The sequence below is a fragment of the Pseudomonas sp. KB_15 genome, assembly GCF_052114525.1.
Taxonomy (GTDB): Bacteria; Pseudomonadota; Gammaproteobacteria; order Pseudomonadales; family Pseudomonadaceae; genus Aquipseudomonas.
Window position 1 is genome coordinate 276,708 of sequence record NZ_JBFREX010000001.1, and the last position, 25,524, is coordinate 302,231.

At 61.1% G+C, this 25,524-nt stretch carries 19 protein-coding genes; 8 read left to right on the forward strand and 11 right to left on the reverse strand.

The window, feature by feature from the left end:
* Nucleotides 1–167: 167 nt before the first annotated feature.
* Entirely contained in the window at nt 168–2,684 is a 2,517-nt protein-coding gene (gene ptsP / locus AB4Z35_RS01215) for a phosphoenolpyruvate--protein phosphotransferase (protein WP_442095748.1), read from the forward strand.
* Nucleotides 2,685–2,713: 29 nt separating this feature from the next.
* On the forward strand, nt 2,714–4,429 hold the full coding sequence (nagE, locus tag AB4Z35_RS01220) for an N-acetylglucosamine-specific PTS transporter subunit IIBC (protein WP_442095749.1): 1,716 nt from the start codon (nt 2,714–2,716) through the stop codon (nt 4,427–4,429).
* Between the two features lie 184 nt (nt 4,430–4,613).
* Here the strand turns inward: nagE and cutA are convergent, their stop codons facing one another.
* A complete protein-coding gene (gene cutA, locus AB4Z35_RS01225) occupies nt 4,614–4,925 on the reverse strand; it encodes a divalent cation tolerance protein CutA (RefSeq protein ID WP_442095906.1) in 312 nt (103 codons plus the stop codon).
* Between the two features lie 5 nt (nt 4,926–4,930).
* Nucleotides 4,931–8,827, reverse strand: coding sequence for a phosphoribosylformylglycinamidine synthase (gene purL, locus AB4Z35_RS01230; RefSeq protein ID WP_442095750.1), 3,897 nt, complete (start codon nt 8,825–8,827; stop codon nt 4,931–4,933).
* Between the two features lie 285 nt (nt 8,828–9,112).
* Between purL and mltF the strand changes: the two genes are divergently transcribed.
* Entirely contained in the window at nt 9,113–10,573 is a 1,461-nt protein-coding gene (mltF, locus tag AB4Z35_RS01235) for a membrane-bound lytic murein transglycosylase MltF (protein ID WP_442095751.1), read from the forward strand.
* Nucleotides 10,574–10,697: 124 nt separating this feature from the next.
* Here mltF and pdxJ read toward each other — a convergent pair whose 3' ends face one another.
* From pdxJ to lptF, 8 genes are all read right to left on the reverse strand, one after another.
* Complete coding sequence (gene pdxJ / locus AB4Z35_RS01240; RefSeq protein WP_008053219.1) at nt 10,698–11,444, reverse strand: pyridoxine 5'-phosphate synthase; 747 nt, start codon at nt 11,442–11,444, stop codon at nt 10,698–10,700.
* A gap of 51 nt (nt 11,445–11,495) precedes the next feature.
* On the reverse strand, nt 11,496–12,185 hold the full coding sequence (gene recO, locus AB4Z35_RS01245) for a DNA repair protein RecO (RefSeq protein ID WP_442095752.1): 690 nt from the start codon (nt 12,183–12,185) through the stop codon (nt 11,496–11,498).
* A gap of 174 nt (nt 12,186–12,359) precedes the next feature.
* Nucleotides 12,360–13,262 (reverse strand): GTPase Era, encoded by a 903-nt coding sequence (gene era, locus AB4Z35_RS01250; RefSeq protein ID WP_007994846.1) that lies wholly within the window; start codon nt 13,260–13,262, stop codon nt 12,360–12,362.
* Nucleotides 13,255–13,944: a ribonuclease III gene (gene rnc, locus AB4Z35_RS01255; protein ID WP_007973960.1), complete on the reverse strand. Its 690-nt coding sequence runs from the start codon at nt 13,942–13,944 to the stop codon at nt 13,255–13,257. Before rnc ends, era begins: the two co-directional genes overlap by 8 nt.
* Nucleotides 13,945–14,130: 186 nt before the next feature.
* Entirely contained in the window at nt 14,131–14,985 is an 855-nt protein-coding gene (lepB, locus tag AB4Z35_RS01260; protein ID WP_007994848.1) for a signal peptidase I, read from the reverse strand.
* Between the two features lie 5 nt (nt 14,986–14,990).
* Nucleotides 14,991–16,790 (reverse strand): translation elongation factor 4, encoded by a 1,800-nt coding sequence (gene lepA / locus AB4Z35_RS01265; protein ID WP_108228031.1) that lies wholly within the window; start codon nt 16,788–16,790, stop codon nt 14,991–14,993.
* A 171-nt stretch (nt 16,791–16,961) separates the two neighbouring features.
* Nucleotides 16,962–18,023, reverse strand: a complete 1,062-nt coding sequence (gene lptG, locus AB4Z35_RS01270; protein ID WP_442095753.1) for an LPS export ABC transporter permease LptG — start codon at nt 18,021–18,023, stop codon at nt 16,962–16,964.
* On the reverse strand, nt 18,016–19,134 hold the full coding sequence (gene lptF, locus AB4Z35_RS01275; RefSeq protein WP_442095754.1) for an LPS export ABC transporter permease LptF: 1,119 nt from the start codon (nt 19,132–19,134) through the stop codon (nt 18,016–18,018). The genes lptG and lptF overlap by 8 nt, the downstream gene beginning before the upstream one ends.
* A 434-nt stretch (nt 19,135–19,568) precedes the next feature.
* Between lptF and AB4Z35_RS01280 the strand changes: the two genes are divergently transcribed.
* Genes AB4Z35_RS01280 through AB4Z35_RS01290 form a run of 3 tightly spaced genes read left to right on the forward strand, consistent with a single transcriptional unit; the run spans nt 19,569 to nt 21,964 of the window.
* Nucleotides 19,569–21,059: a leucyl aminopeptidase gene (locus AB4Z35_RS01280; protein WP_442095907.1), complete on the forward strand. Its 1,491-nt coding sequence runs from the start codon at nt 19,569–19,571 to the stop codon at nt 21,057–21,059.
* 60 nt (nt 21,060–21,119) lie between these two features.
* Complete coding sequence (locus AB4Z35_RS01285) at nt 21,120–21,548, forward strand: DNA polymerase III subunit chi (protein ID WP_116260479.1); 429 nt, start codon at nt 21,120–21,122, stop codon at nt 21,546–21,548.
* 8 nt (nt 21,549–21,556) lie between these two features.
* Nucleotides 21,557–21,964, forward strand: coding sequence for a DNA polymerase III subunit chi (locus tag AB4Z35_RS01290; RefSeq protein ID WP_442095755.1), 408 nt, complete (start codon nt 21,557–21,559; stop codon nt 21,962–21,964).
* A gap of 138 nt (nt 21,965–22,102) precedes the next feature.
* Here the strand turns inward: AB4Z35_RS01290 and AB4Z35_RS01295 are convergent, their stop codons facing one another.
* Nucleotides 22,103–22,870: a sulfite exporter TauE/SafE family protein gene (locus AB4Z35_RS01295; RefSeq protein ID WP_442095756.1), complete on the reverse strand. Its 768-nt coding sequence runs from the start codon at nt 22,868–22,870 to the stop codon at nt 22,103–22,105.
* A gap of 200 nt (nt 22,871–23,070) precedes the next feature.
* Here AB4Z35_RS01295 and xseA point away from each other — a divergent pair, with 200 nt between their 5' ends.
* Both xseA and AB4Z35_RS01305 read left to right on the forward strand, forming a co-directional pair.
* Nucleotides 23,071–24,450, forward strand: coding sequence for an exodeoxyribonuclease VII large subunit (gene xseA, locus AB4Z35_RS01300; protein WP_033052047.1), 1,380 nt, complete (start codon nt 23,071–23,073; stop codon nt 24,448–24,450).
* Between the two features lie 3 nt (nt 24,451–24,453).
* Nucleotides 24,454–25,275, forward strand: coding sequence for a peptidoglycan DD-metalloendopeptidase family protein (locus AB4Z35_RS01305; RefSeq protein WP_442095757.1), 822 nt, complete (start codon nt 24,454–24,456; stop codon nt 25,273–25,275).
* Nucleotides 25,276–25,524 lie beyond the last annotated feature (249 nt).

Genomic DNA, 25,524 nt, shown 5'->3' on the forward strand with positions numbered 1-25,524 from the left:
ATGGCGATTGATTGATCTGTAGGAGCGAGCCTGCTCGCGATGGACGTGAACGATGACGCGCTCTTCCTGAATAAACGCGTTGCTTTCAATTTCTTCGCGAGCAGGCTCGCTCCTACAGGGAACCAAGCGAATTTCCAGATCGCAGTTTTTCCTGATGAGACCGAGCCATGCATAACAACAATAAAGAGCTGACCTTAAGCGCCCCGCTCAGCGGCCCGGTGCTCACGCTCGCCAAAGTCCCGGACCCGGTGTTTGCCAGCGGCGCCATGGGTGACGGCATCGCCATCGATCCGCTCAACGACACCCTTCACGCCCCGTGTGCCGGCGTGGTGGTGCATGTTGCCCGCACCGGTCACGCGGTGACCCTGCGAGCCGACAACGGCGCAGAATTGCTCCTGCACCTGGGCCTCGACACTGTCGAATTGCAGGGTCAGGGTTTCTCCATGCTGGTCAAGGAAGGCGCGCGTGTCGCCAATGGCCAACCCCTGCTGCGCTATGACCTGGACAAGGTCGCGCAACAGTGCAAAAGCCTGGTCAGCCTGCTGATCCTCACTAACAGCCAGGACTTTCAGGCACGGCCCATCACCCTCAAATCGGTGAAGGTCGGCGAGCCGCTGCTGCACATCATTCGTCGACAGACATCGACCGCAGAGGTCGATGTCGAGTTTGCCGGCGCAGAGATTGTCGGCCTCGTACGCATTGCTCACCGTGGTGGTCTGCACGCGCGGCCGGCCGCGTTGATCCGTCAGACCGCGCAAGGTTTCAAAAGCAAATCGCAGCTGCATTTCGCCGGCAAGTCCGCAACCTGCGACAGCCTGATCGGCCTGATGGGGCTGGCCATCGGCGAGCAGGCAGAAGTCCAGGTCAGTTGCCAGGGCCCGGATGCCGAAGCCGCGCTGCAAGCCTTGCTGACCGCGTTATCCACAGCCTTGGCCGAAGACAGTCACGCCACCGCGCCACCCACGATTGCCCAACGCAATCGCCCCGCCGAAGCCGGTGTGTTGCACGGTGTCTGTGCGGCGCCCGGCCTGGTCGGCGGGCCGCTGTTTCGCCTGAATACGATCAGCCTGCCGCTGGATGCCGGCCATCATGATCCGCAGCAGCAATGGCAGGCTCTGGATGCGGCACTGAGCCAGGTGCGCAGCGACATCGACCACACGCTGGCCCAGGCAAAAAAACACAAGGACAGCGCCGAAGAGGCGATTTTCGCCGCACACCTGGCGCTGCTCGAAGATCCGGCCTTGCTGGGCGCCGCCAGTCAATCCGTCGCCCAGGGCACGGCCGCGACTCACGCCTGGAGCCAGGCCATCGACGCGCAATGCGAAGTGCTCCAGCAAACCGGTAGCACATTGCTCGCCGAACGCGCCAACGACCTGCGCGACCTCAAGCAACGGGTGCTGCGTGTATTGCTCGGCGATACCTGGCATTACGACGTGCCGGCCGGCGCCATCGTCGCGGCCCATGAACTGACGCCCTCCGATTTGCTGCAACTGAGCCAGCAAGGCGTCGCCGGGCTGTGCATGGCCGAAGGCGGCGCGACCTCCCACGTGGCGATTCTGGCCCGAGGCAAAAGCCTGCCGTGCATGGTCGCACTGGGTTCGACGCTGCTGGATCAACGACAGGGGCAACCGGTGGTGCTGGACGCCGACGGAGGCCGTCTCGAACTGACACCCAATGCAGAGCGCCTGGCGGACGTGCGCCAGCTGCAACAGCAACAGCAACAACGCCGGGCCGAACAACAGGCCCAGGCGCATACACCGGCACTGACCACCGATGGCCTGCACATCGAAGTCGCCGCCAACGTGGCGTCCAGCACGGAAGCGGCAGACGCTTTGGCCAATGGCGCCGACGGCGTCGGCTTGCTGCGCACCGAGTTTCTCTTCGTCGACCGCCACACTGCTCCGGACGAACAGGAACAATGCCACGCCTATCAAGCCGTGCTCGATGCCATGGGCGACAAGTCAGTGATCATCCGCACCATCGACGTCGGCGGCGACAAGCAACTGGACTACCTGCCACTGCCCGCCGAGGCCAACCCGGTGCTCGGCCTGCGCGGCATTCGCCTGGCTCAGGTTCGCCCGGAACTGCTCGACCAGCAACTGCGCGCGCTGCTGCACCTGCGCCCGTTGTCACGCTGCCGGATCCTGCTGCCGATGATCACTGAAGTCGATGAGCTGCTGCACATCCGCCAGCGCCTCGACGCCTTGTGCGATGAACTCGGTCTGACGCAACGCCCCGAACTGGGGGTGATGATTGAAGTACCGGCCGCCGCGCTGCTGGCCGAGCAACTGGCCGAGCACGCGGACTTCCTGTCCATCGGCACCAACGACCTGTCGCAATACACCCTGGCCATGGACCGCGACCATGCCGGGCTTGCCGCGCGCGTCGATGCGCTGCACCCGGCCCTGCTGCGGTTGATCGCCCAGACCTGCGCCGGTGCGGCGCAGCACAATCGTTGGGTAGGTGTGTGCGGTGCACTGGCTTCCGATCCACTGGCCACGCCGGTACTGATCGGCCTGGGGGTCAGCGAGTTGTCGGTGAGCCCGGTACAGATCGGTGAAATCAAGGACCGCGTGCGTCATCTCGACGCCAGCGAATGCCGGCGCATCAGCCAGGGCCTGCTCAAGCTGAGCAGCGCCAGCGCCGTGCGTCATGCCTGTCACCAGCATTGGCCTCTGAGCTAAAGAACAACAAGAATCCAGGGAGATCCGCCATGTACCAACTTTTCATTGAAGGCCTGCAGCGCCTCGGCCGCGCGCTGATGCTGCCAATCGCGATCCTGCCGATTGCCGGCCTGCTGCTGCGCCTGGGCGATACCGACCTGCTGAACATCGCGATCATCCACGACGCCGGTCAGGTGATTTTCGCCAACCTGGCGATGATCTTCGCCATCGGCATCGCGGTCGGTTTCGCCAAAGACAACAACGGTACGGCGGGGCTTGCCGGGGTGATCGGCTACCTGGTGATGATCTCCACGCTCAAAGTGCTCGACCCGAGCATCAACATGGGCATGCTCGCCGGGATCGTCAGCGGCCTGATGGCCGGCGCGCTGTACAACCGTTTCAAGGACATCAAGCTGCCGGAATACCTGGCGTTCTTCGGTGGCCGGCGTTTCGTGCCGATCATCACCGGCTTCAGCGCGGTGGGGCTCGGCGTGGTGTTCGGCCTGATTTGGCCGCCGATCCAGCACGGCATCAACAGCTTCGGCGTGTTGATGCTGGAAAGCGGCAGCATCGGCGCATTCATTTTCGGCGTGCTCAACCGCCTGCTGATCGTCACCGGCCTGCACCACATCATCAACAACATGGCATGGTTCGTCTTCGGCAACTTCACCGACCCGGCCACGGGCGCCCTCGTGACCGGCGACATCTCGCGCTACTTCGCCGGCGACCCCAAGGGCGGGCAATTCACCACCGGCATGTTCCCGATGATGCTCTTCGGCCTGCCCGCCGCGTGCCTGGCGATGTACCGCAACGCCTTGCCGGAACGACGCAAAGTCATGGGCGGGATCTTCCTGTCGATGGCCCTGACCTCGTTCCTCACTGGCGTTACCGAACCCGTCGAGTTCGCCTTCATGTTCCTTGCGCCATTGCTCTTCTTGTTGCACGCGCTGCTGACCGGCCTGTCGTTGGCCATCACCAACCTGCTGAACATCCACCTGGGGTTCACCTTCTCCGGTGGCTTCATCGACATGATCCTTGGCTGGGGCAAGTCCACCAACGGCTGGCTGGTGTTCCCGGTGGGCCTGGCGTACGCCGTGATCTATTACGTGGTGTTTGATTTCTGTATCCGCCGCTTCGACCTGAAAACCCCGGGACGTGAAGGTGTTACGGCCACCGAGCAAGTCGCCGTGGCCGACAACGAGCGTGCCGGGGCTTACATCAAGGCCCTGGGCGGTGCCGAAAACCTGATCACCGTCGGCGCCTGCACCACGCGCTTGCGCCTGGACATGGTGGATCGCCACAAGGCCTCGGATACAGATTTGAAAGCGCTCGGCGCCATGGCCGTGGTGCGTCCGGGCAAGGGCGGGAGTTTGCAGGTGGTGGTCGGGCCGATGGCCGACGCCATCGCCGACGAGATTCGCCTGGCGATGCCGGCGTTGGGTCGCGCCATCGTGTCGTCGCCTGCGGCAGTCATTGATGAACCCGCACCTCACGCCGTGGAGACACCTGAAGCCCGGCAATGGCTGGAGGCGCTGGGCGGTGGCGACAATGTGCTGCAACTCGATTGCATCGCCATGACCCGCCTGCGCCTGCAACTGGCCGATGGCAAGGCCTTGTCGGAATGTGATTTGAAAGCGTTGGGTTGTCAGGGTGTGAGTCAACTGGACGGTGGCGTCTGGCATCTGTTGATTGGCGACAAGGCGTCGACCTTGAATGATGCGCTGGAAGCATTGGTCAATCGCAGTGAGGTCAGTGCCAAGGTTTAGATCCTCGGTGCTTTATAGGCCGCCATCGCGAGCAAGCTCGCTCCCACAATGGTCCAGTGTTTGCCGATCCAATGTGGGAGCGAGCTTGCTCGCGATGAGGCCGTCACTAACACCACAAAAATCCGGTCAACAAAAAACCCGCTGAAATCACTTTCAGCGGGTTTTTCATTTCAGCACCGGAGAATCAGAAATCCTCCAGTCGCCACACTTCATAAGCCGGCGTCTCGTAGGGATGGCTCTGCTTCAGAGCCGCCACCACCGCGCGAATCAACTCATCGGCCACCACAAGCTCGACCTTCCATTCCTCGACCTGTTCGACCTGCCCCGCTTGCCCAATGAACGGCTGACTGCCGTCCAGTGGGCGAAACTGGCCAAGGCCCAACACCTGCCATGCGCAGTGATCGTAAGCACCGATTCGCCCGCCACCGGCGGCGAATACGGCGCTTTTGACCACTTCGACATGACTGTCGGGAACAAAAAAGCTGAGCTTGTACACGGCGCTTAGTTCACCCACACGCGAGCATTACGGAACATGCGCATCAACGGTGCATCTTCGTTCCAGTCATCGGAACGCCACGAGTTCTGCACGGCGCGGAACACACGCTCCGGGTGCGGCATCATGATGGTTACGCGACCGTCGCGGCTGGTCAGGCCGGTGATCCCGCGCGGCGAGCCGTTCGGGTTGGCCGGGTAGCTTTCGGTGACCTTGCCGTGGTTGTCGACGAAACGCATCGCCACGCAACCCGACAGATCGGCTTCCAGCAGTGCTTCTTCGCTGGCGAACTCGGCATGACCTTCACCGTGGGCGATGGCGATCGGCATGCGCGAACCGGCCATGCCCTGCAGGAAGATCGAGTTCGACTCCTGGATCTGCACCATGGCAACACGGGCTTCGAACTGCTCGGAACGGTTGCGCACGAAGTGCGGCCAGAACTCGCTGCCCGGGATCAGCTCGTGCAGGTTGGACATCATCTGGCAACCGTTGCACACGCCGAGGGTGAAGCTGTCGTTGCGCTCGAAGAAACCCTGGAACGCATCGCGGGCGCGGCTGTTGAACAGCGCGGATTTCGCCCAGCCTTCACCGGCACCCAATACGTCGCCGTAAGAGAAACCACCGCAAGCGACCATGCCCTTGAACTCGTTCAGGTCGACACGGCCGGCCAGAATGTCGCTCATGTGCACGTCGATCGCGTTGAAACCGGCGCGGTCGAACGCAGCCGCCATTTCCACCTGACCGTTGACGCCCTGCTCACGCAGTACGGCAACCTGTGGGCGAATGCCTTTCTTGATGTAAGGCGCGGCGATGTCCTGGTTGATGTCGTAGCTCAGCTTGACGCTCAGGCCCGGGTTGTCTTCTTCCAGCAGCACGTCGAACTCTTGCTCGGCGCAGTCGGCGTTGTCACGCAGACGCTGGATCTGGTAGCTGGTCTCGGCCCACTGGCGTTGCAGCAGACGACGCTGGCCTTCGAACACGGTGTCACCGTTGAAGGTGATGCCGATCTCGCCATTGTTGATTGGCTGGCCGATCACCGACACGCAATCGCCCAGGCCGGCAGCGCTGAACTGCGCGAGGATGTCCGGGGTGGCGTCCTGGCGAACCTGGATCACGGCACCCAGTTCTTCGTTGAACAGGATCGCAGCGATGTCGGCGGAGGAATCTGCCAGGCTGTCGAGGTTCAGGCTCAGGCCGCAGTGACCGGCGAAGGCCATTTCGACGACGGAGGTCAGCAGACCACCGTCGGAACGGTCGTGGTAAGCCAGCAGGTGACCGTCGGCGTTGAGGCCCTGGATCACGGCGAAGAAGGCCTTGAGGTCTTCGGCGTCATCGACGTCCGGAGCCTGCTTGCCGAGTTTGCCGTGAACCTGCGCGAGGATCGAAGCGCCCATGCGGTTCTGACCACGGCCCAGGTCGATCAGGATCAGGTCGGTGGTGCCCTTGTCCATGCGCAGTTGCGGGGTCAGGGTCTGACGGATGTCAGTCACTGGCGCGAAACCGGTCACGATCAGGGACATCGGCGAAGTGACGGACTTGTCCACGCCTTCATCGTTCCAGCGCGTGGCCATGGACATCGAGTCCTTGCCCACCGGAATGGTGATGCCCAGCTCAGGGCAGAGTTCCATGCCGACCGCTTTCACGGTGTCGTACAGACGCGCGTCTTCGCCCGGGTGACCGGCAGCGGACATCCAGTTCGCCGACAGCTTGATGTCGGAGATCTTGCCGATGCGCGAAGCCGCGATGTTGGTCAGGGTTTCGCCGATGGCCATGCGGCCCGACGCAGGAGCGTCCAGCAGCGCCAGCGGAGTACGCTCGCCCATGGCCATGGCTTCACCGGTGTAGACGTCGAAGCTGGTGGCGGTGACGGCAACGTCGGCCACCGGCACCTGCCACGGGCCGACCATCTGGTCACGGGCCACGAGGCCGGTGATGGTGCGGTCGCCGATGGTGATCAGGAAGCTCTTGCTCGCCACGGCCGGGTGATGCAGGACGCGCTCGACGCAGTCGGCAATGTTCAGGGTCGACGGATCGAAGTCATCGCCCAGTTCTGCTTCACGAACCACCGAACGGTGCATGCGCGGCGCCTTGCCCAGCAACACTTCCAGTGGCATGTCCACCGGGCTGTTGCCGAAATGGCTGTCGGTGACAGTCAGCTGTGGTTCGGCAGTGGCTTCGCCGACGACGGCAAACGGGCAACGCTCACGTTCGCAGATCGCCTTGAAGCGTTCGAAATCCGCCGGGCCTACGGCCAGAACGTAACGTTCCTGGGATTCGTTGGACCAGATTTCGTGCGGGGCCATGCCCGGCTCGTCGTTTGGAATGTTGCGCAGTTCGAAACGGCCACCGCGGTCGCCGTCGTTGACCAGTTCAGGGAAGGCGTTGGACAGACCGCCCGCACCCACGTCGTGGATGAAGCTGATCGGGTTCTTGTCGCCCAGTTGCCAGCAACGGTCGATGACTTCCTGGCAACGGCGTTCCATTTCCGGGTTTTCACGTTGTACCGAAGCGAAGTCCAGATCCGCCGAGCTGGTGCCGGTGGCCATGGAGGAAGCTGCACCGCCGCCCAGGCCGATCAGCATCGCCGGGCCGCCGAGCACGATCAGCTTGGAGCCAACGAGGATCTCGCCTTTCTTGACGTGTTCTTCACGGATGTTGCCCATGCCGCCAGCCAGCATGATCGGCTTGTGGTAGCCGCGAACTTCGTCACCGTGTGGCGTGGTGATCGACTGTTCGAAGGTACGGAAGTAGCCGGTCAGGGCCGGACGACCGAATTCGTTGTTGAACGCGGCGCCGCCCAATGGGCCTTCGATCATGATGTCCAGCGCGGTAACGATGCGCTCCGGCTTGCCGTATGGCACTTCCCACGGCTGTTCGAAGCCCGGGATCTGCAGGTTCGACACGGTGAAACCGGTCAGGCCGGCCTTCGGCTTGGCACCACGACCGGTGGCGCCTTCGTCGCGGATTTCGCCACCGGAACCGGTGGACGCGCCCGGGAACGGAGCAATCGCGGTCGGGTGGTTATGGGTTTCAACCTTCATCAGGATGTGCACCGGTTCCTGCACCGCGCCGTACTGGCGGGTTTCAGGGTCCGGGAAGAAGCGGCCGGCCACGGAGCCGACGATCACCGAAGCGTTGTCCTTATAAGCCGACAGGACACCTTCGCTGTGCATCTGATAGGTGTTCTTGATCATGCCGAACAGGCTTTTTTCCTGGCTCTGGCCGTCGATGTCCCAACTGGCGTTGAAGATCTTGTGACGGCAGTGCTCGGAGTTCGCCTGGGCGAACATCATCAGTTCGATGTCGTGCGGGTTGCGCTTCAAGCCCACGAAGGCATTGACCAGGTAGTCGATCTCGTCTTCGGCCAGGGCCAGGCCCAGCTCGGTGTTGGCTTTTTCCAGCGCGGCGCGGCCGCCACCCAGCACGTCGATGGCGGTCAGGGGTTTCGGTTCGGCGTGGCTGAACAGGCCGGCAGCCTGTTCGAGGTTGCCCAGGACGATCTGGGTCATGCGGTCGTGCAGCCCGTCAGCAATAAGCTGGGCTTCAGCGTCGCTGAACTGGCCGGCCACATAGAACGCGATGCCGCGCTCCAGGCGCTGGATTTTCGCCAGGCCGCAGTTGCGGGCGATGTCGCTGGCCTTGCTCGACCACGGCGAGATGGTGCCGAAACGCGGCAGCACCAGAAACAGACGACCGGTCGGTTCTTGTACCGGAACGCTTGGACCGTACTTCAGAAGGCGCGCAAGCACCTGCTGTTCGTCGCCGGTCAGGACGCCAGTAACTTCGGCGAAGTGAGCGAATTCAGCATACAGGCCGCTGACAGCCGGAACCTTCTGGCTCAGTTGCTCAAGGAGCTTGCTGTGGCGAAAGGCAGAAAGGGCAGGAGCGCCGCGCAGGATCAACATCTTCGGGACAGCCTCGGGAAGGGGTGTGCTTTGAGGCCGTGCATTCTAGCCTAAACAGCCCGCGACAGCACCCGAAACGCTACGCACGGTTGCACTCGGGTGTCGATCTGTGTTTCTGCCTCGAAAGTCAGGTTAACCAGGCATGTGACGACAGCTTATTTTTACTGTAACAGAATGCAGACAAGGCCCGTTCCTGCGGGGTTTCGGCCGGATTTGTGATCTCTAGCAGACTAGCCCTTCACTGTCGAGATATGGCGCCCGTGGTCCTTTGCGTATACTGCGCAGATGTTTTTCCCAACGGCTTTACGTCCGCGGTACGCCAAATGGCTGATCGCAACCGGACTCTTCCTGATGCTCGGTGGCTGTGTTGATAAACCCAACACGCTCGAGCGCGTAAAGGAGGATGGTGTGCTGCGGGTGGTTACCCGAAACAGCCCCGCCACCTACTTTCAGGATCGCAATGGTGAAACCGGCTTCGAATACGAGCTGGTGAAGCGCTTCGCCGACGATCTGGGGGTCGAGCTCAAGATCGAGACCGCCGACAACCTCGATGACCTGTTCAACCAGGTCGGCAAGCCCAACGGTCCGGTGCTGGCGGCTGCCGGCCTGGTCAGCAGCGACGAACGCAAAAAGCAGGTGCGCTTCTCCCACTCCTACCTGGAAGTCACCCCGCAGATCATCTACCGCAACGGCCAGTCACGACCAACCGATGCGAAGGACCTGGTGGGCAAGAAGATCATGGTGCTCAAGGGCAGCACCCACGCCGAACAACTGGCGCAGTTGAAACAGAAGTTTCCTGGCATCGAATACGAAGAGTCTGACGCAGTCGAGGTCGTCGATCTCCTGCGCATGGTGGATGAAGGTCAGATCGACCTGACGCTGGTCGACTCCAACGAAGTGGCAATGAATCAGGTGTACTTCACCAACATCCGGGTCGCCTTCGACCTCGGTGACGCCAGCAACCAGAGCTGGGCCGTCGCGCCGGGCGACGACAACAGCCTGCTCAACGAAATCAACGATTACCTCGACAAGGTCAAGAAAAACGGCACCCTGCAACGCCTCAAGGACCGCTACTACGGGCATGTCGACGTCCTCGGCTACATGGGCGCCACCACGTTTGCCCAACACTTGCAGCAACGCCTGCCCAAGTACGAACAGCACTTCAAGGCGTACGCCAAGAAAGAGAAAGTCGACTGGCGCCTGTTGGCGGCCATCGGGTACCAGGAGTCGTTGTGGCAAGCGGCCGTCACGTCCAAGACCGGCGTGCGCGGCCTGATGATGCTGACCCAGAACACCGCGCAGGCCATGGGCGTGTCCAATCGCCTCGATCCGAAACAAAGCATCATGGGCGGAGCCAAGTACCTGGCCTACATGAAGGACCAGCTCGACGATTCGATTCAGGAACCCGACCGTACCTGGTTTGCCCTGGCGGCCTACAACGTCGGCAGCGGCCACCTGGATGACGCACGCAAACTGGCGGCCAGGGAAGGGTTGAACCCGAACAAATGGCTGGATGTGAAAAAGATCCTGCCGCGCCTGTCGGAAAAGAAGTGGTACAGCAAAACCCGTTACGGCTACGCCCGTGGCGGCGAACCGGTGCATTTCGTGGCGAACATCCGTCGCTACTACGACATCCTGACCTGGGTTACACAGCCGCAGCTTGAAGGCGACCAGGTCGCCGAGGGCAAACTGCTGGTGCCGGGGATCGACAAGACCAAGCCGGCGCAGGAGCCTTCGCCGCTCTGACAGCCACCACCGAACAAATGTGGGAGCGAGCTTGCTCGCGATGAGGCCCTTTCAGTCACATCAATTGTGTCTGTCAGACCGCTATCGCGAGCAAGCTCGCTCCCACAGGGTTTTGTGTCGGTTTTTAAGCCTTGGCAGCCGCCGCCAGAATCAGCGCCTTCATCTCCGAAACAGCCGACTTGAACCCAACGAACAGCGCGTGGGCCACCAGTGCATGGCCGATGTTCAGCTCGTTGATGCCCTTGATCGCCGCCACGGCTTCAACGTTGTGATAGTGCAGGCCATGGCCGGCATTGACGATCAGCCCCTGGGCCAGGCCGAAGGCCACGCCATCGGCGACACGCTTGAGTTCTTCAGCGACTTCGGTTGGCGTCTCGGCATCGGCATAACGCCCGGTGTGCAGTTCGATGGCCGGCGCGCCGACACGGCGGGAGGCTTCGATCTGACGCTCGTCGGCATCGATGAACAGCGACACTTCGGAGCCGATCTTCGACAGGCGCTCGACCGCGGCCTTGATCCGCGCTTCCTGCCCCGCCACATCCAGGCCACCTTCGGTGGTCAGCTCCTGACGGGTTTCCGGCACCAGGCAAATGTGCGCCGGGCGGATGCGCTCGGCGAACTGCATCATTTCTTCGGTGACGCCCATTTCGAAGTTCATGCGGGTTTGCAGCACGTCCTTGAGCAGCAGAACGTCGCGCTCCTGGATGTGCCGACGGTCTTCGCGCAGGTGCACGGTGATGCCGTCAGCGCCCGCCTCTTCCGCGTCCAGTGCTGCCTTGACCGGGTCCGGGTAACGGGTACCCCGGGCCTGACGCAGGGTGGCAACGTGGTCGATGTTCACGCCAAGGAGAATACGGGTGCTGGTGGTCACGGAAGCGCTCCAGAAGAAGAGAAAGTTCGGTGCACAGCATACATGGGGAATTTACGGTTTTCGAAACAACTCGCGGGAAACCAAAGGTCGGCCCCCGAGATGCACCGCCAGCGCCTGACGCATCAAGCGCTTGGCCGCCGACAAGGCACCCGGCGCGCTCCAGTCGGCATCAGCCATGGCCAGCAGTTCAGTGCCATTGAACAAACCCGGTTGCAGCAGGTAGACCCGTTCAAGTCCCGCATCCACTTGCAAACGATAAAGACCGTCGGGGGCGATGGCCTCATCATGGATATCCGTAGTCAGTGAGAATCCGTAGCCGAGGTCATCGAGCAAGCGCCACTCGAAGGAGCGCAGCAAGGGCTCCAGAGGTCGACCTTCGGCCAGAGCCAGCAAGGTGGCGGCGTAATGATCGAACACCGAAGGGAGCGGATCTTCAGCGGGCAACAGACGAATAAGCAGTTCATTAAGGTAAAGACCGCTGAACAGCGCCTCGCCATTGAGCCAGGTGGAAACACCGGCACTTTCCATGCGCCCGACGTTCTTCAGCTCACCCTTGCCCCGGAACTCGACTTCCAATGGCACGAACGGCCGCGCCAGCGTCCCGGCCTTGCCCCGAGCACTGCGCAACACCGCCCGCAACCGGCCTTGCGGCGTGAGGAAATCCACCAGCGCGCTGTTTTCACGGTAAGCGCGGGAGTGCAGGACGTAGGCGGGCTGGGCGATGGGCGGGGTTTGGGACATGGCAATCAGAATTCTCAAGACAGGAACACGATCTTACAAACACCCCAAAACCAACGTGGGAGCGAGCTTGCTCGCGATTGCGGTCTGTCAGTCAACATTGACGTTGAATTTCAGGTCCTCATCGCGAGCAAGCTCGCTCCCACAGGGTTTCTCTGGTGTATCAGGAACCGAGTCTTACAGGTCGCCATAACCCAGCGAACGCAGCGCACGTTCGTCGTCGGACCAGCCACCCTTAACCTTGACCCACAGGTTGAGCATGATCTTGGAGTCGAACAGCAGCTCCATGTCCTTGCGCGCTTCGGTGCCGATGCGCTTGATGCGCTCGCCCTTGTCGCCAATGATGATTTTCTTCTGGCCATCGCGCTCGACGAGAATCAAGGCATGGATGTGCAGGGTCTTGCCCTGCTGCTTGAACTCTTCGATTTCGACCGTGATCTGGTACGGCAGCTCGGCGCCCATCTGGCGCATGATTTTCTCGCGCACCAGTTCAGCGGCGAGGAAGCGGCTGCTGCGGTCGGTGATCTGGTCTTCCGGGAAGAAGTGATCGTTTTCCGGCAGGTGCCCGGCAATCACTCGTTCCAGCGCATCGAGGTTGTGCCCGTGCTGCGCGGAAATCGGCATGATCTGCGCATTCGGCAGCTGCTCCTGCAACCAGCTCAGGTGCGGCATCAGCTCGGCTTTGTCTTCGATGCGATCGGTCTTGTTCAGCGCCACGATCAGTGGGCCGGTCACGTACTGGACGCGCTCGAGAACCATCTGGTCTTCTTCGGTCCACTTGGTGCGGTCGACCACGAAGATCACCACGTCGACGTCTTTCAACGCCGCCGAGGCGGTCTTGTTCATGTAGCGGTTCAGGGCCTTTTCGCCGCCCTTGTGCATGCCTGGGGTGTCGACGTAGATCGCCTGCACGTCGCCCTCGGTCTTGATACCGAGCATGTTGTGACGGGTGGTCTGCGGCTTGCGCGAGGTGATTGCCAGCTTCTGACCGAGGATGTGGTTCAGCAGCGTGGACTTGCCCACGTTCGGACGGCCGACGATGGCAACATAGCCACAGCGAGTTGCGGTTGTATCAGTCATTGCCATTCTCCACACCCAGGGCAATCAGTGCTGCGGCGGCCGCTACCTGTTCGGCAATACGACGACTCACACCCTGACCTCGGCTTTTTTCATTCAGTAAGATGATTTCGCATTCGACGAAGAACGTCCGGCAATGCGGCTCACCCTGGATATCCACCACTTCGTAACGCGGCAGCTCACAACCACGGGACTGCAGGAACTCCTGCAGGCGGGTCTTTGGATCTTTGTTGGTGTCGACCAGCGTCAGGCCTTCGAACTCTCCGGCCAGCCAGGCGAGCACACGCTCGCGGGCCACTTCCATGCCGGCATCGAGGTAGATCGCACCGATCAGCGCTTCCAGGGCATCGGCCAGAATCGACTCGCGACGAAAGCCGCCGCTTTTCAGTTCACCGGAACCCAGGCGCAGGTATTCGCCCAGATCGAAACCACGAGCCAGTACGGCCAGGGTCTCACCTTTCACCAGCCGCGCGCGCAAACGCGACAACTGGCCTTCGCGGGCCAGCGGGAACCGCTCGAACAGCGCCTCACCGGCGACGAAGTTGAGAATGGCGTCACCGAGGAACTCCAGGCGTTCGTTGTTACGCCCGGCAAAACTGCGGTGAGTCAGGGCCAGGACCATCAGTTCCTGATCCTTGAAGGTGTAGCCGAGCTGACGCTCTAGACGGCTTAAGGAGACGCTCACGGTTTACCCACGCTGAGTTCGTGGCTGGATTCCACCGCCATCGCCGTGATGCGGCGCAGGCTTGGGACAATTAACGCTGTGTTCAAAAATTACGTCCTGAATATCATTGGCTTCATGCTTCCGGGCGCCGAAATGTGCCGGTTCCAGAAATGCATTCGGCGCTGTGTTCAACAGCGCCGTGTTTGATTACTTGATCAGGCCAACCCGCGAGAAATTCGGCAGGTGGCTGAGTTTTGGTTCCGGCCAGCTCATCCAGACCGCAAAGGCCTTGCCGACGATATTCTTGTCGGGAACCATGCCCAGCAGATCCTTGGGAATACTCGGATCATCCCAGTAGCGACTGTCGTTCGAGTTGTCGCGGTTGTCGCCCATCATGAAGTAGTGCCCGGCAGGCACGGTCCATGAATGGTCGGGCATTGCACGGTAGCGGCTCATTTCCTTACGGATCATGTGCTCGGCTGCACCGAGTTTTTCCTTGTAGAGCTCAGCGCTGCCCAGCGTGCCCGGCTCGGAGCCGACCAGTTGCTCGGCAATCGATTGACCGTTGACGAACAGACGCTTGTCCGCGGTGTAGCGAACCGTGTCGCCCGGCAAGCCAACTACACGCTTGATGTAGTTGACGTTCGGATCGCTCGGGTAGCGGAATACCATGACATCGCCGCGCTGCGGATCACCGACTTCGATGATTTTCTTGTCGATCACCGGCAAGCGGATCCCGTAGGAAAACTTGCTCACCAGAATGAAGTCGCCGACATCCAGGGTTGGCTTCATCGAACCGGAAGGAATCTGGAACGGTTCCACCAGGAACGAACGCAGCACCAGCACGATGAACAGCACCGGAAAGAACGACTTGCCGTATTCAACCAGCAGCGGCTCTTTGTTCAGCTTCTCGACCACAACCATGTCAGGCTGGCTGACGCTGCCCTGATAGGAGGCGATGGCGGCACGCCGACGCGGCGCCAGGATCAACAGATCGAGCAACGCCAACAGGCCGCAGACGAACACGGCGATGACCAGCAACAGCGGGAAATTTAGCGACATAGGACCTAACTATCCAACCTGAGCACTGCAAGGAAGGCTTCCTGTGGAATTTCCACGTTGCCGACTTGCTTCATGCGTTTCTTACCGGCCTTTTGCTTTTCCAGCAGCTTCTTCTTACGGCTGACGTCACCACCGTAGCATTTGGCCAATACGTTCTTTCTGAGCGCCTTGACGGTTGTCCGCGCCACAATCTGCCCGCCAATGGCGGCCTGGATTGCCACGTCGAACATCTGCCGCGGAATCAGATCCTTCATCTTCTCGGTCAACTGGCGACCTTTGTAGTGCGAGTTGTCACGGTGCACGATCAGCGCCAGGGCGTCGACCTTGTCGCCGTTGATCAGCACGTCCAGTTTCACCAGGCTGGCCGATTGGTAACGATCGAAATGGTAGTCCAGAGAAGCATAGCCGCGACTGGTGGATTTCAGACGATCGAAGAAGTCCAGCACTACTTCGTTCATCGGCAGGTCGTAGGTCACTTGTACCTGGGAGCCGAGGAACAGCATGTCGACCTGCACACCGCGTTTTTCGATGCACAGGGTAATGACGTTGCCCAAGTGCTCTTGCGGCACAAGAATATTGGCGCGCACGATCGGCTCGCGCATGTCTTCGATGGCAGACAGGTCCGGCAGCTTCGACGGGTTATCGACGTAGATCGTCTCACCGGTCTTGAGCAGCAGCTCGAAGATTACCGTCGGCGCCGTGGTGATCAGGTCCAGGTTGTACTCGCGCTCCAGGCGCTCCTGGATGATTTCCATGTGCAGCATGCCGAGGAAGCCGCAACGGAAGCCGAAGCCCAGGGCGTCGGAGCTTTCCGGCGTGTATTGCAGCGACGAATCGTTGAGGGTGAGCTTTTGCAGCGCTTCACGGAAATCTTCGAAGTCGTCGGAGCTGACCGGAAACAGACCGGCGTATACCTGCGGCTGAATGCGCTTGAAGCCTGGCAGTACGTCGACGTCCGGAGTTGTACTCAAGGTCAGGGTATCGCCCACTGGCGCACCGTGAATGTCCTTGATGCTGGCGATGATGAAGCCCACTTCACCGGCCTTCAGGTCAACGGTCGGGGTGTGTTTCGGGTTGAACACGCCGACGCTGTCCACCAGATGGATCTTGCCGGTGGATTTGACCAGGATCTTGTCACCCTTCTTCACGCGGCCGTGGCGCACGCGAACCAGGGAGACAACGCCCAGGTAGTTGTCGAACCAGGAGTCGATGATCAACGCTTGCAGCGGATCTTCGATGTTGCCGGTCGGCGCCGGAATGGTGGCCACCAGGCGCTCGAGCACTTCATCGACGCCCAGACCGGTCTTGGCACTGCAAGTGACCGCGTCGGTGGCATCGATGCCGATGATTTTTTCGATTTCTTCCTTCACGCGGTCCGGATCGGCCTGTGGCAAGTCGATCTTGTTCAGCACCGGCATCACTTCCAGGCCCTGTTCGATCGCCGTGTAGCAGTTGGCAACCGACTGCGCTTCAACACCTTGACCGGCATCGACCACCAGCAGCGCGCCTTCACAGGCAGCCAGCGAACGGCTCACCTCATAGGTGAAGTCAACGTGGCCGGGGGTATCAATGAAGTTGAGCTGGTAGTTGATACCGTCTTTGGCTTTGTAATACAGAGTAACGCTGTGCGCCTTGATGGTGATCCCGCGCTCGCGCTCGAGGTCCATGGAGTCCAGGACCTGGGCTTCCATTTCGCGCTCGGCCAGGCCGCCACACATCTGGATGAAGCGATCGGCCAGCGTCGACTTGCCATGGTCAATGTGGGCGATGATGGAGAAATTGCGGATATGACTCAAATCACTCACGGATCAACACTCAAAAAGGCTGCAGGCATAGCCCGCCGAAAAATAGCCGGGAATTGTACCTGATCCACGGCGCAAGCGTCACGTTCGCAGGTCAGACGGCACCTACAAAAACGCCCCGGTCTTGCGACCAGGGCGTTTTTTATCGTCAAAGCGGTCGGAAAATGCCCGCTGTCAGCCTGCCCGGCGCATCAGCCAGAGCCCCGCCACGGCACAAATACCCGCAGGCACCAGCACCGAAAGCAAGGGTGGGAAGCCGAATACCTGGCTCGACGGCCCCAGCAGATCCTGAACGATGCGGAAAGTGAAGCCCACCAGCACGCCGGTGAACACTCGTTGACCCAGGGTCACCGAACGCAGCGGACCGAAGATGAAGGAAATCGCCATCAACACCAGAGCGGCAGTGACCAGCGGCTGCAACACCTTGACCCAAAATGCCAGCCAATAACGGCTGTTGTTCAACCCCTGCTCCGCCAGATAGTGGATATACCCCCACAGACCGCTGATCGACAGCGATTCCGGCACCATGACCACAGTGCTCAGCAATTGCGGACTCAAGGCTACTTCCCATCGCTCGACCGGGGTCGACACCACTTCAGTGCTGCGCTCGTGGAACAGCGTCGTCGTGACGTCCGTCAACTGCCAGTGATCCGTGTCGAACTCGGCACGCTTGGCGAAGCTCGCCGACAGCATGTGCCGTTCGTTGTCGAAACGGTAGCGGGTCACGCCGTACAGGATGCCGTTGGGTTGTACCGAGTTGACGTGAATGAACTCATCGCCCTGGCGGTGCCACAAGCCGTGCTTGGCGCTTTGTGCATCGCCGCTGCCCTGTGCCAGCGAGCGATTGGCCTGCGCGGCGGTTTCGGCAGGCGGCGCGATGTACTCGCCAACCAGCACACCGGCGAGCATCAATACCAGCATCGGTTTCATCACCGCCCAGACGATCCGGCCGATCGACACACCGGCGGCGCGCATGACGGTCAGTTCACTGTTGCTGGCCAGACTGCCCAGACCGATCAGGCAACCGATCAGCGCGGCCATCGGCAGCATTTCGTACATCCGGCGTGGCGCAGTCAGCGTCACATAACTCAGAACATCGAGCAGGGTGTAGGTATCGGTGACTTCACTCATCTCGTCGATGAAGGCAAACAGTGTCGCCAGGCCAAGAATGATCCCGAGCACCGCCAGAATCGCAATCAACACGCTGCTACCAATGTAGCGATCCAGCTTAACCACGGGCCACCTCCAGCGCGCTGCGGCGACTTGCCCTCTTCAAACGCAAGGGTTCCCAATAGAGCAGGCCCAGGCCGATGGCCAGGAAAATCCCGTGCACCCACCACAAGCCCAGTGCCGCGGGGATCTTGCCCTTGTCCAGGGCACCGCGGGCGGCAATCAGAATGGTCAGGTAGGCCATATAAAGAAGAACCGCCGGCAGCAACTTGAGGAACCGGCCCTGACGCGGGTTGACCCGCGACAGCGGTACCGCCATCAAGGTCACGATGAACACCAGCAACGGCAGTGACATACGCCATTGCAATTCGGCGCGCAAACGAATGTCTTCACTGCCGACCAACGCACTGGTCGGCATCGCATCACGGTCGGTGACTTCGTCGCTGACGTCCGGTTTTGGCAGCAACACACCGTACTCGTCGTATTTGATCGCCCGGTAGTCGGCCTGACCCGGACTACCGTCATAGCGATAGCCGTTATCAAGGATCAGGTAGCGGTTGCCGTCCGGGCGAATTTCCTGACGCCCCTTTTCCGCCACCAGGACAGAAATCCCGCGATCCTTGTTATTGGAACTGATGTTTTTTTGCGAGATGAACACACCGCCCAGATTGACGCGGTCATCCGACATGCGCTCGGTGTAGGTGACCCGGGTACCGTCTCGCAGGGCCTGGAAACGCCCTGGCTCCAGGGTATCGAATTCGGTCAGGGCATCCTGCTTGTTCAGCAGCAACTGAAACTGGTTGGCCCCTTGTGGCGCCAGGCCCAGGCTCAGCCACGCCACGATGAGTGCAACCAGGGTGGCCGGAAACATTGTCATCCAAACCAGCCGCTGCTGGCTCATGCCGGTGGCCGAGAGCACGGTCATTTCACTTTCGAGGTACAGGCGCCCGTAGGACAACAGTATCCCGAGAAACAGCCCCAGCGGCAGGATCAGCTGGAGGAATCCCGGCAGACGAAAGCCCATGATCAGGAACAGCGAACCCGGATCCAGCAGACCAGAGGCCGCCTGGGCGAGGTACTTGATGAAACGACCGCTCATGATGATGACCAGCAGCACGGCGCTGACGGCGCTCAAGGTCAACAGGACTTCGCGGGACAGGTAACGGAAGACAATCAAACCAGACACTCCAGGGTTGTCAGGCTAAGGCGGCCAAACAAGCAAACGTATCGGACAGCCCGCAAGGCAGAGCCGCCGAAAAAAGATGGCGCATTATCCTGTGATTGGGCACGCCTGTCACTGCGCAATACATTGGGTCGCAGGGTGTGTAGGAGCGAGCGAGCTCCGGGCGGCGTTCCGACGATGGTCGTTAACGATAACGCGGGGAGCCTGAAGCCCCGCGGTGGTCTCCGGTTCTTCGCGAGCGGGCTCGCTCCTACAGGAGCCGTCAATTCCATGAAGATCGTACAACCGAGGGTTGTCAGCCGCCGGTAGCGAGGTTCAAACTGCGGCCTTTGTCGCCGGTCGATCCTGGCGCCTTTCTGTTTATAGGCAATCGACGCACATAAGGTGTCGGGCGCATGCGTGATAACCATCAATTCAGGGACCCGGACATGGAACTGGTTGTAAAAAGCGTCAACCCCGAAACGTTGAAGACCGCCACTCTCGTGGTCTCCGTCGGCGAAGGCCGCAAGCTCGGCGCTGTTGCCAAACAACTCGACGAACTGAGCGGCGGCGCGATCAGCGCAGTGCTCAAGCGCGGCGACCTGGCCGGCAAGGTTGGCCAGAGCCTGTTGCTGCACAGCCTGCCGAACCTCAAGGCCGAGCGTGTGCTGCTGGTGGGCGTGGGCAAGGATGACGAACTGGGTGACCGCCCGTTCCGCAAAATCATCGCCGGTATCCTCAACACCCTGAAAGGCCTGGGCGGCAGCGATGCGGTGCTGGCCCTGGATGAAGTGGTCGTCAAAGGCCGCGACAGCTACGGCAAGACCCGCCTGCTGGCCGAAACCCTGGTGGACGGCGAATACACCTTCGAGCAGTTCAAGAGCCAGAAAGCCGATCCCCGCGCCCTGAAGAAAATCACCCTGCTGACCATCAAGGCCGCTCAGGCCGAAGTGCAACGCGCCGTGACCCACGCCACCGCCATCGCCAACGGTATGGCCTTCACCCGTGATCTGGGCAACCTGCCGCCGAACATCTGCCACCCGACCTTCCTCGGTGAGCAGGCAAAAGAGCTGGGTAAAGAGTTCAAGGACCTGAAAGTCGAAGTCCTCGACGAGAAGAAGATCAAGGCGCTGGGCATGGGCTCGTTCTATGCCGTGGGCCAGGGCAGCGCACAGCCACCGCGCCTGATCGTCATGCAATACAACGGCGGCAAGAAATCCGAGAAACCATACGCGCTGGTTGGCAAGGGCATCACCTTCGACACCGGCGGTATCAGCCTGAAACCGGGCGCCGGCATGGATGAAATGAAGTACGACATGGGCGGCGCCGCCAGCGTGTTCGGCACCCTGCGCGCCGTGCTCGAACTGAAGCTGCCGATCAACCTGGTGTGCATCCTGGCCTGCGCCGAGAACATGCCGAGCGGCACTGCTTCGCGACCGGGCGACATCGTCACCACCATGAGCGGCCAGACCGTGGAAATCCTCAACACCGACGCCGAAGGCCGTCTGGTGCTGTGTGATGCCCTGACCTACTCCGAGCGCTTCAAGCCGCAAGCGGTGATCGACATCGCCACCCTGACCGGCGCCTGCGTGGTCGCCCTGGGTTCCCACACGTCGGGCCTGCTGGGCAACAATGACGAACTGATCGACCAACTGCTGAGCGCCGGCAAGGCTGCCGACGACCGCGCCTGGCAACTGCCGCTGTTCGATGAGTACCAGGAACAGCTAGACAGTCCATTTGCCGACATCGCCAACATTGGTGGCCCGAAAGCCGGCACCATCACCGCAGCCTGCTTCCTGTCGCGCTTCACCAAGAACCTGAACTGGGCGCACCTGGACATCGCCGGCACTGCCTGGACCAGCGGCGGCAAGGACAAGGGCGCCACTGGCCGTCCGGTTCCTCTGCTGACCCAGTACCTGCTGGATCGCGCCAAAGCCTGAAACCGTTGATGGGCGGCGGCGTCACTTTCCGGTGACGCCGCTTGCCGCTCTGGAACCGCAATGACCAAAGTCGACTTCTATATCCTGCCCAGCGCCGATCCTTCGGCACGCCTGGACTTTGCCTGCAAGCTCACCGAGAAAGCCTGGCGCATGGGCCACCGGATCTACCTGCATTGCAGCGACACGGCCCAGCGTGACGATCTCGATGCACGGCTGTGGGCGTTCAAGGGCGAAAGCTTCGTGCCCCACGGCCCTGCCGACAGCGAACCTGACGGCTTGATTGTTTTGGGGTTGGGCGATGACTGCGGTCAGCATCAGGATTTGCTGGTCAATCTCGACCTGAAAGTCCCGGCCTTCGCCAACAAGTTCGCCAGAGTGGCGGAAGTGGTGGTGGAGGATCCGACGATCAGAGCGGCCGCGCGGGAGAGTTTCCGTTTCTACCGCGAACAGGGCTATCCTCTGCAAGATCACCGTTTACAGCGACTCTGAGCCTTCCAATGGACACTCCAAAACCGCTGCAACAGTCCGCGCACCTGCTGGACGACCTTGAGTCGATCCGCCAATTGCTCGGCGATGACAACCTGCAACCGCCCCTGCTGACCGACACTGTCGAGGAAGGCGATCAGGAACAGATTCCCATGTTGTTCGACGCCGTGAGCGAGCCTTCGCCACCCGTCGTAGCGACAACCCCTGCCCCCATCGTTGAACCCGTCGCCGCGGCGACGTCGACACCGGCCGCCAGCAAGAACCCGGATGACTTGCTGCACCTGGACAGCGAATTGCGCGCCGCCGCGCAGCTGATCATGCAAGACGTGATCGACGACTTCGCCCCGCACATCGAAACCGAAATCAAACGCCGCCTCAGTGCACGACTTGAGCGGTTGTTGAGCCAGTACAACGACTGAACAACTTGCGGCGAAGGCTCTTCTGTGGGAGCGAGCTTGCTCGCGATGAGGGCGTTACATTCAACATTGATGTGTCTGTTCGACCGCTATCGCGAGCAAGCTCGCTCCCACAAAAAGCCCTCGCCACAGGTTGAATCTTCAGGTGCTCAAGTAACGTCCAATCAACGCGATCCCGCTGGCCAGCACCAGCCACGTCACCAGGCGCACGAACGCCTCGCGGGACAAGCGCATGGTCAGCCGTCGACCGAACCACAGCCCCAGCACCATGGCCGGCAACAGACAAACCGCCAGCACCAGTAACGGCAAATCGGCATACACACCGGCGATTGCAAACAGGCTCAAACGCACCACCGTACTGCAACTGATCAGTGCGCTCTGGGTCGCCCGGGCCGCCTCCTTGGGCAACCGGCTGTTCAGATAGATCGCATAGAGGAAGCCGCCGCTGCCAAACAACGCGCCAAACATTCCGCCCACCGTCCCCATCGGCATTGCCCACAGGGCGGACAGTTGCGTCGGGCGGGCTTTGATCCACAGGCTGTAAATCGCATAGGCGCTGATGAACAACCCCATCAACAGCAGCAACAGGTCGGACTTGAGGTTCAGCAGGAAAATCACTCCCAGCGTGCAACCCACGGCCATACACGGCAACAACCGCAACAGCTCCGGCCTGGCTACATCACGCCGCGAAGGCAACAGATTGCCGAATGCCGCGACAAAATCGAGCAACACCAGCAACGGCACGATCTTCGACAGCGGCATGAACAGAATCAGAATCGGTCCCGCCACCAGCGCGGTACCGAAACCGGCGATGCCGAATACGATGTAGGCCAGGGCAATCCCTGCGCCGATGACCAGCCAGTCCATGGCGCCGAATGGCCATTGGGTCAACAACTCAAGCACACTCATTCTCCCTGTCTTCCTTGATTACCACTGACGACTTTAAACCTGTGGGAGCGAGCTTGCTCGCGATGGCGTCTTAAAATTCACCGACGATGTCGACTGCTGGACCGCCTTCGCGAGCAAGCCCGCTCCCACATCAAGCTGTCCACAAGGGATTTATGCTGGGCCATGGAGATTGCCGGGCAAATGCCTTTAAACTGCGCCCCATGATTAAAGATCCCTTTGCAAGACTCGGCCTGGACCGTGAAGTCCTGACCGTCAGCCAGCTCAATGGCCGCGCGCGGGTGTTGCTCGAAGACGTGTTCAGCAACATCTGGGTCGAAGGCGAAATCTCCAACCTCGCCCGCCCGGCTTCCGGCCACGTGTATTTCACCCTCAAGGACAGCGGCGCCCAGGTGCGTTGCGCGCTGTTCCGGCAGAACGCGGCACGGGTTCGCCAGGCCTTGAAGGACGGGCTCGCGGTCAAGGTGCGAGGCAAAGTCTCGCTGTTCGAAGGGCGCGGTGATTATCAGCTGATCCTCGACACCGTGGAGCCGGCCGGCGATGGCGCCTTGCGCCTGGCTTTCGATGCACTCAAGGAAAAGCTCAGCGCCGAAGGCCTGTTCAGTGCCGAGCGCAAGGTCCCGCTGCCGGCGCATCCGCAACGCATCGGCATCATCAGTTCGCCCACCGGCGCGGTGATCCGCGACATCATCAGCGTGTTCCGCCGCCGCGCACCGCAGGTGCAGTTGACGCTGATCCCCACCGCCGTACAGGGCCGCGAAGCCACTGCGCAGATAGTCCGCGCCCTGAAACTGGCGGACGCCCGCGGTTTCGACGCACTGATCCTGGCCCGTGGCGGCGGTTCGCTGGAAGACCTCTGGTGCTTCAACGAAGAAGCCGTAGCCCGCGCCGTAGACGCCTGCGTGACGCCGATTGTCAGCGCGGTCGGCCATGAAACCGACGTATCGATCAGCGACTTCGTGGCCGACGTTCGCGCACCCACCCCCTCCGCTGCAGCCGAACTGCTGGCACCGGATTCCAGCGATCTGGTGCGTCGGGTCGAAAGCCTGCACCGACGCTTGGTGATGCGCATGCGTGACCGCCTGATGCGCGATCGACTACGCCTGGAAGGCATCTCCCGGCGCCTGCGTCATCCCGGCGAGCGCCTGCGCCAGCAAGCGCAACGCCTGGATGACCTGGACATGCGCATGCGCCGCGCGTTCGAGCGTAGCCTCAACACCCGTCGCGAACGCTTGATCCGCCTGGAAACCCGTCTGGCCGCACAACATCCGGGCCGGCAACTGGCAATGCTGCGCCAGCGCCTCGACAGCCTGGCCGAACGCCTGCCGCGCGCCATCCGCGAAGGCCTGAAGAACCGTCGCCTGCAATTGCACAGCCAGATGCAAACACTGCATGTAGTCAGCCCGTTGGCGACCCTCGGCCGTGGCTACAGCATTTTGCTGGACGAGCGCGGCAACGCTATCCGCAGCGCCGCGCAAACCCATACCGGCCAGCGCCTGAAAGCCAAACTGGGCGAAGGCGAACTGCAAGTCCGGGTCGAAGACAATCACCTGACGCCCGTCACCCTTTCTTTACTGGACTGATCCATGCCGCGCTTCCTGGCTCCATTGCTGTTGCTGTGCCTGACCTTCAATGCCCACGCCGATAGCTACATCACCCGCCTGTTGAACAAACCGGTGCCGGGCGGCGTTGCGGTGGTCGACCTGGGCACATCCACCCAGGCGCCAAAAGCCAGTTATCAAGGCAAACCGGTGCTGGTGGTCAAGGAACAGGAAAACTGGCTGGCCATCGTCGGCGTGCCGCTGACGGTCAAACCAGGGGCTCAATCGATCAGCAGCGGCGGTCGTAATCTGGGTTTTACAGTTGGCAACAAGACATACCCGGAACAGCGCATCACCCTGAAGAACCCCCAACAGGTCAATCCGGACCCGGAAAACCTCAAGCGCATCGAGCGTGAACTGGCCGAACAGATTGCCGCTTACCGCACGTTCAGCCCCAACACCCCGAGCAACGTGCTGCTGGACAAACCGGTGAACGGACCGCTGTCGAGCAAGTTCGGCGTGCGGCGCTTTTTCAACGGCGAAGAGCGCAATCCCCACTCAGGCCTGGACTTCGCCGTGCCGGCCGGTACGCCGATCAAGACCCCGGCTGCCGGCAAGGTGATCCTGATCGGTAACTACTTCTTCAATGGCAACACGGTATTTGTCGACCATGGTCAGGGCTTTATCAGCATGTTCTGCCATATGTCGAAAATCGACGTGAAGGTGGGGCAACAACTGGCCCGGGGCGGTGTGGTTGGCAAGGTCGGGGCGACTGGCCGCGCGACCGGACCGCACATGCACTGGAACGTCAGCCTGAACGATGCGCGGGTGGATCCGGCTATCTTCATTGGTGCGTTTCAACCTTGATCCCTGAATAAGGCCTCTGGCCTCATCGCGAGCAGGCTCGCTCCTACAAGTACAGCGCAATCCATGTGGGAGCGAGCCTGCTCGCGATGGCAATGTCACAGGCGCCGAAAGCAGTCAGGCAGTGTCGCCTCACCAATTGCGCACCACTCAAACCTTGCGCAAACAACAAAACAATCATTGCCAATCACAGCAATAAAATCTCGATAAACACTCGCTCACGAGTATTCCTCTCAATTTTTTTCGACTGCT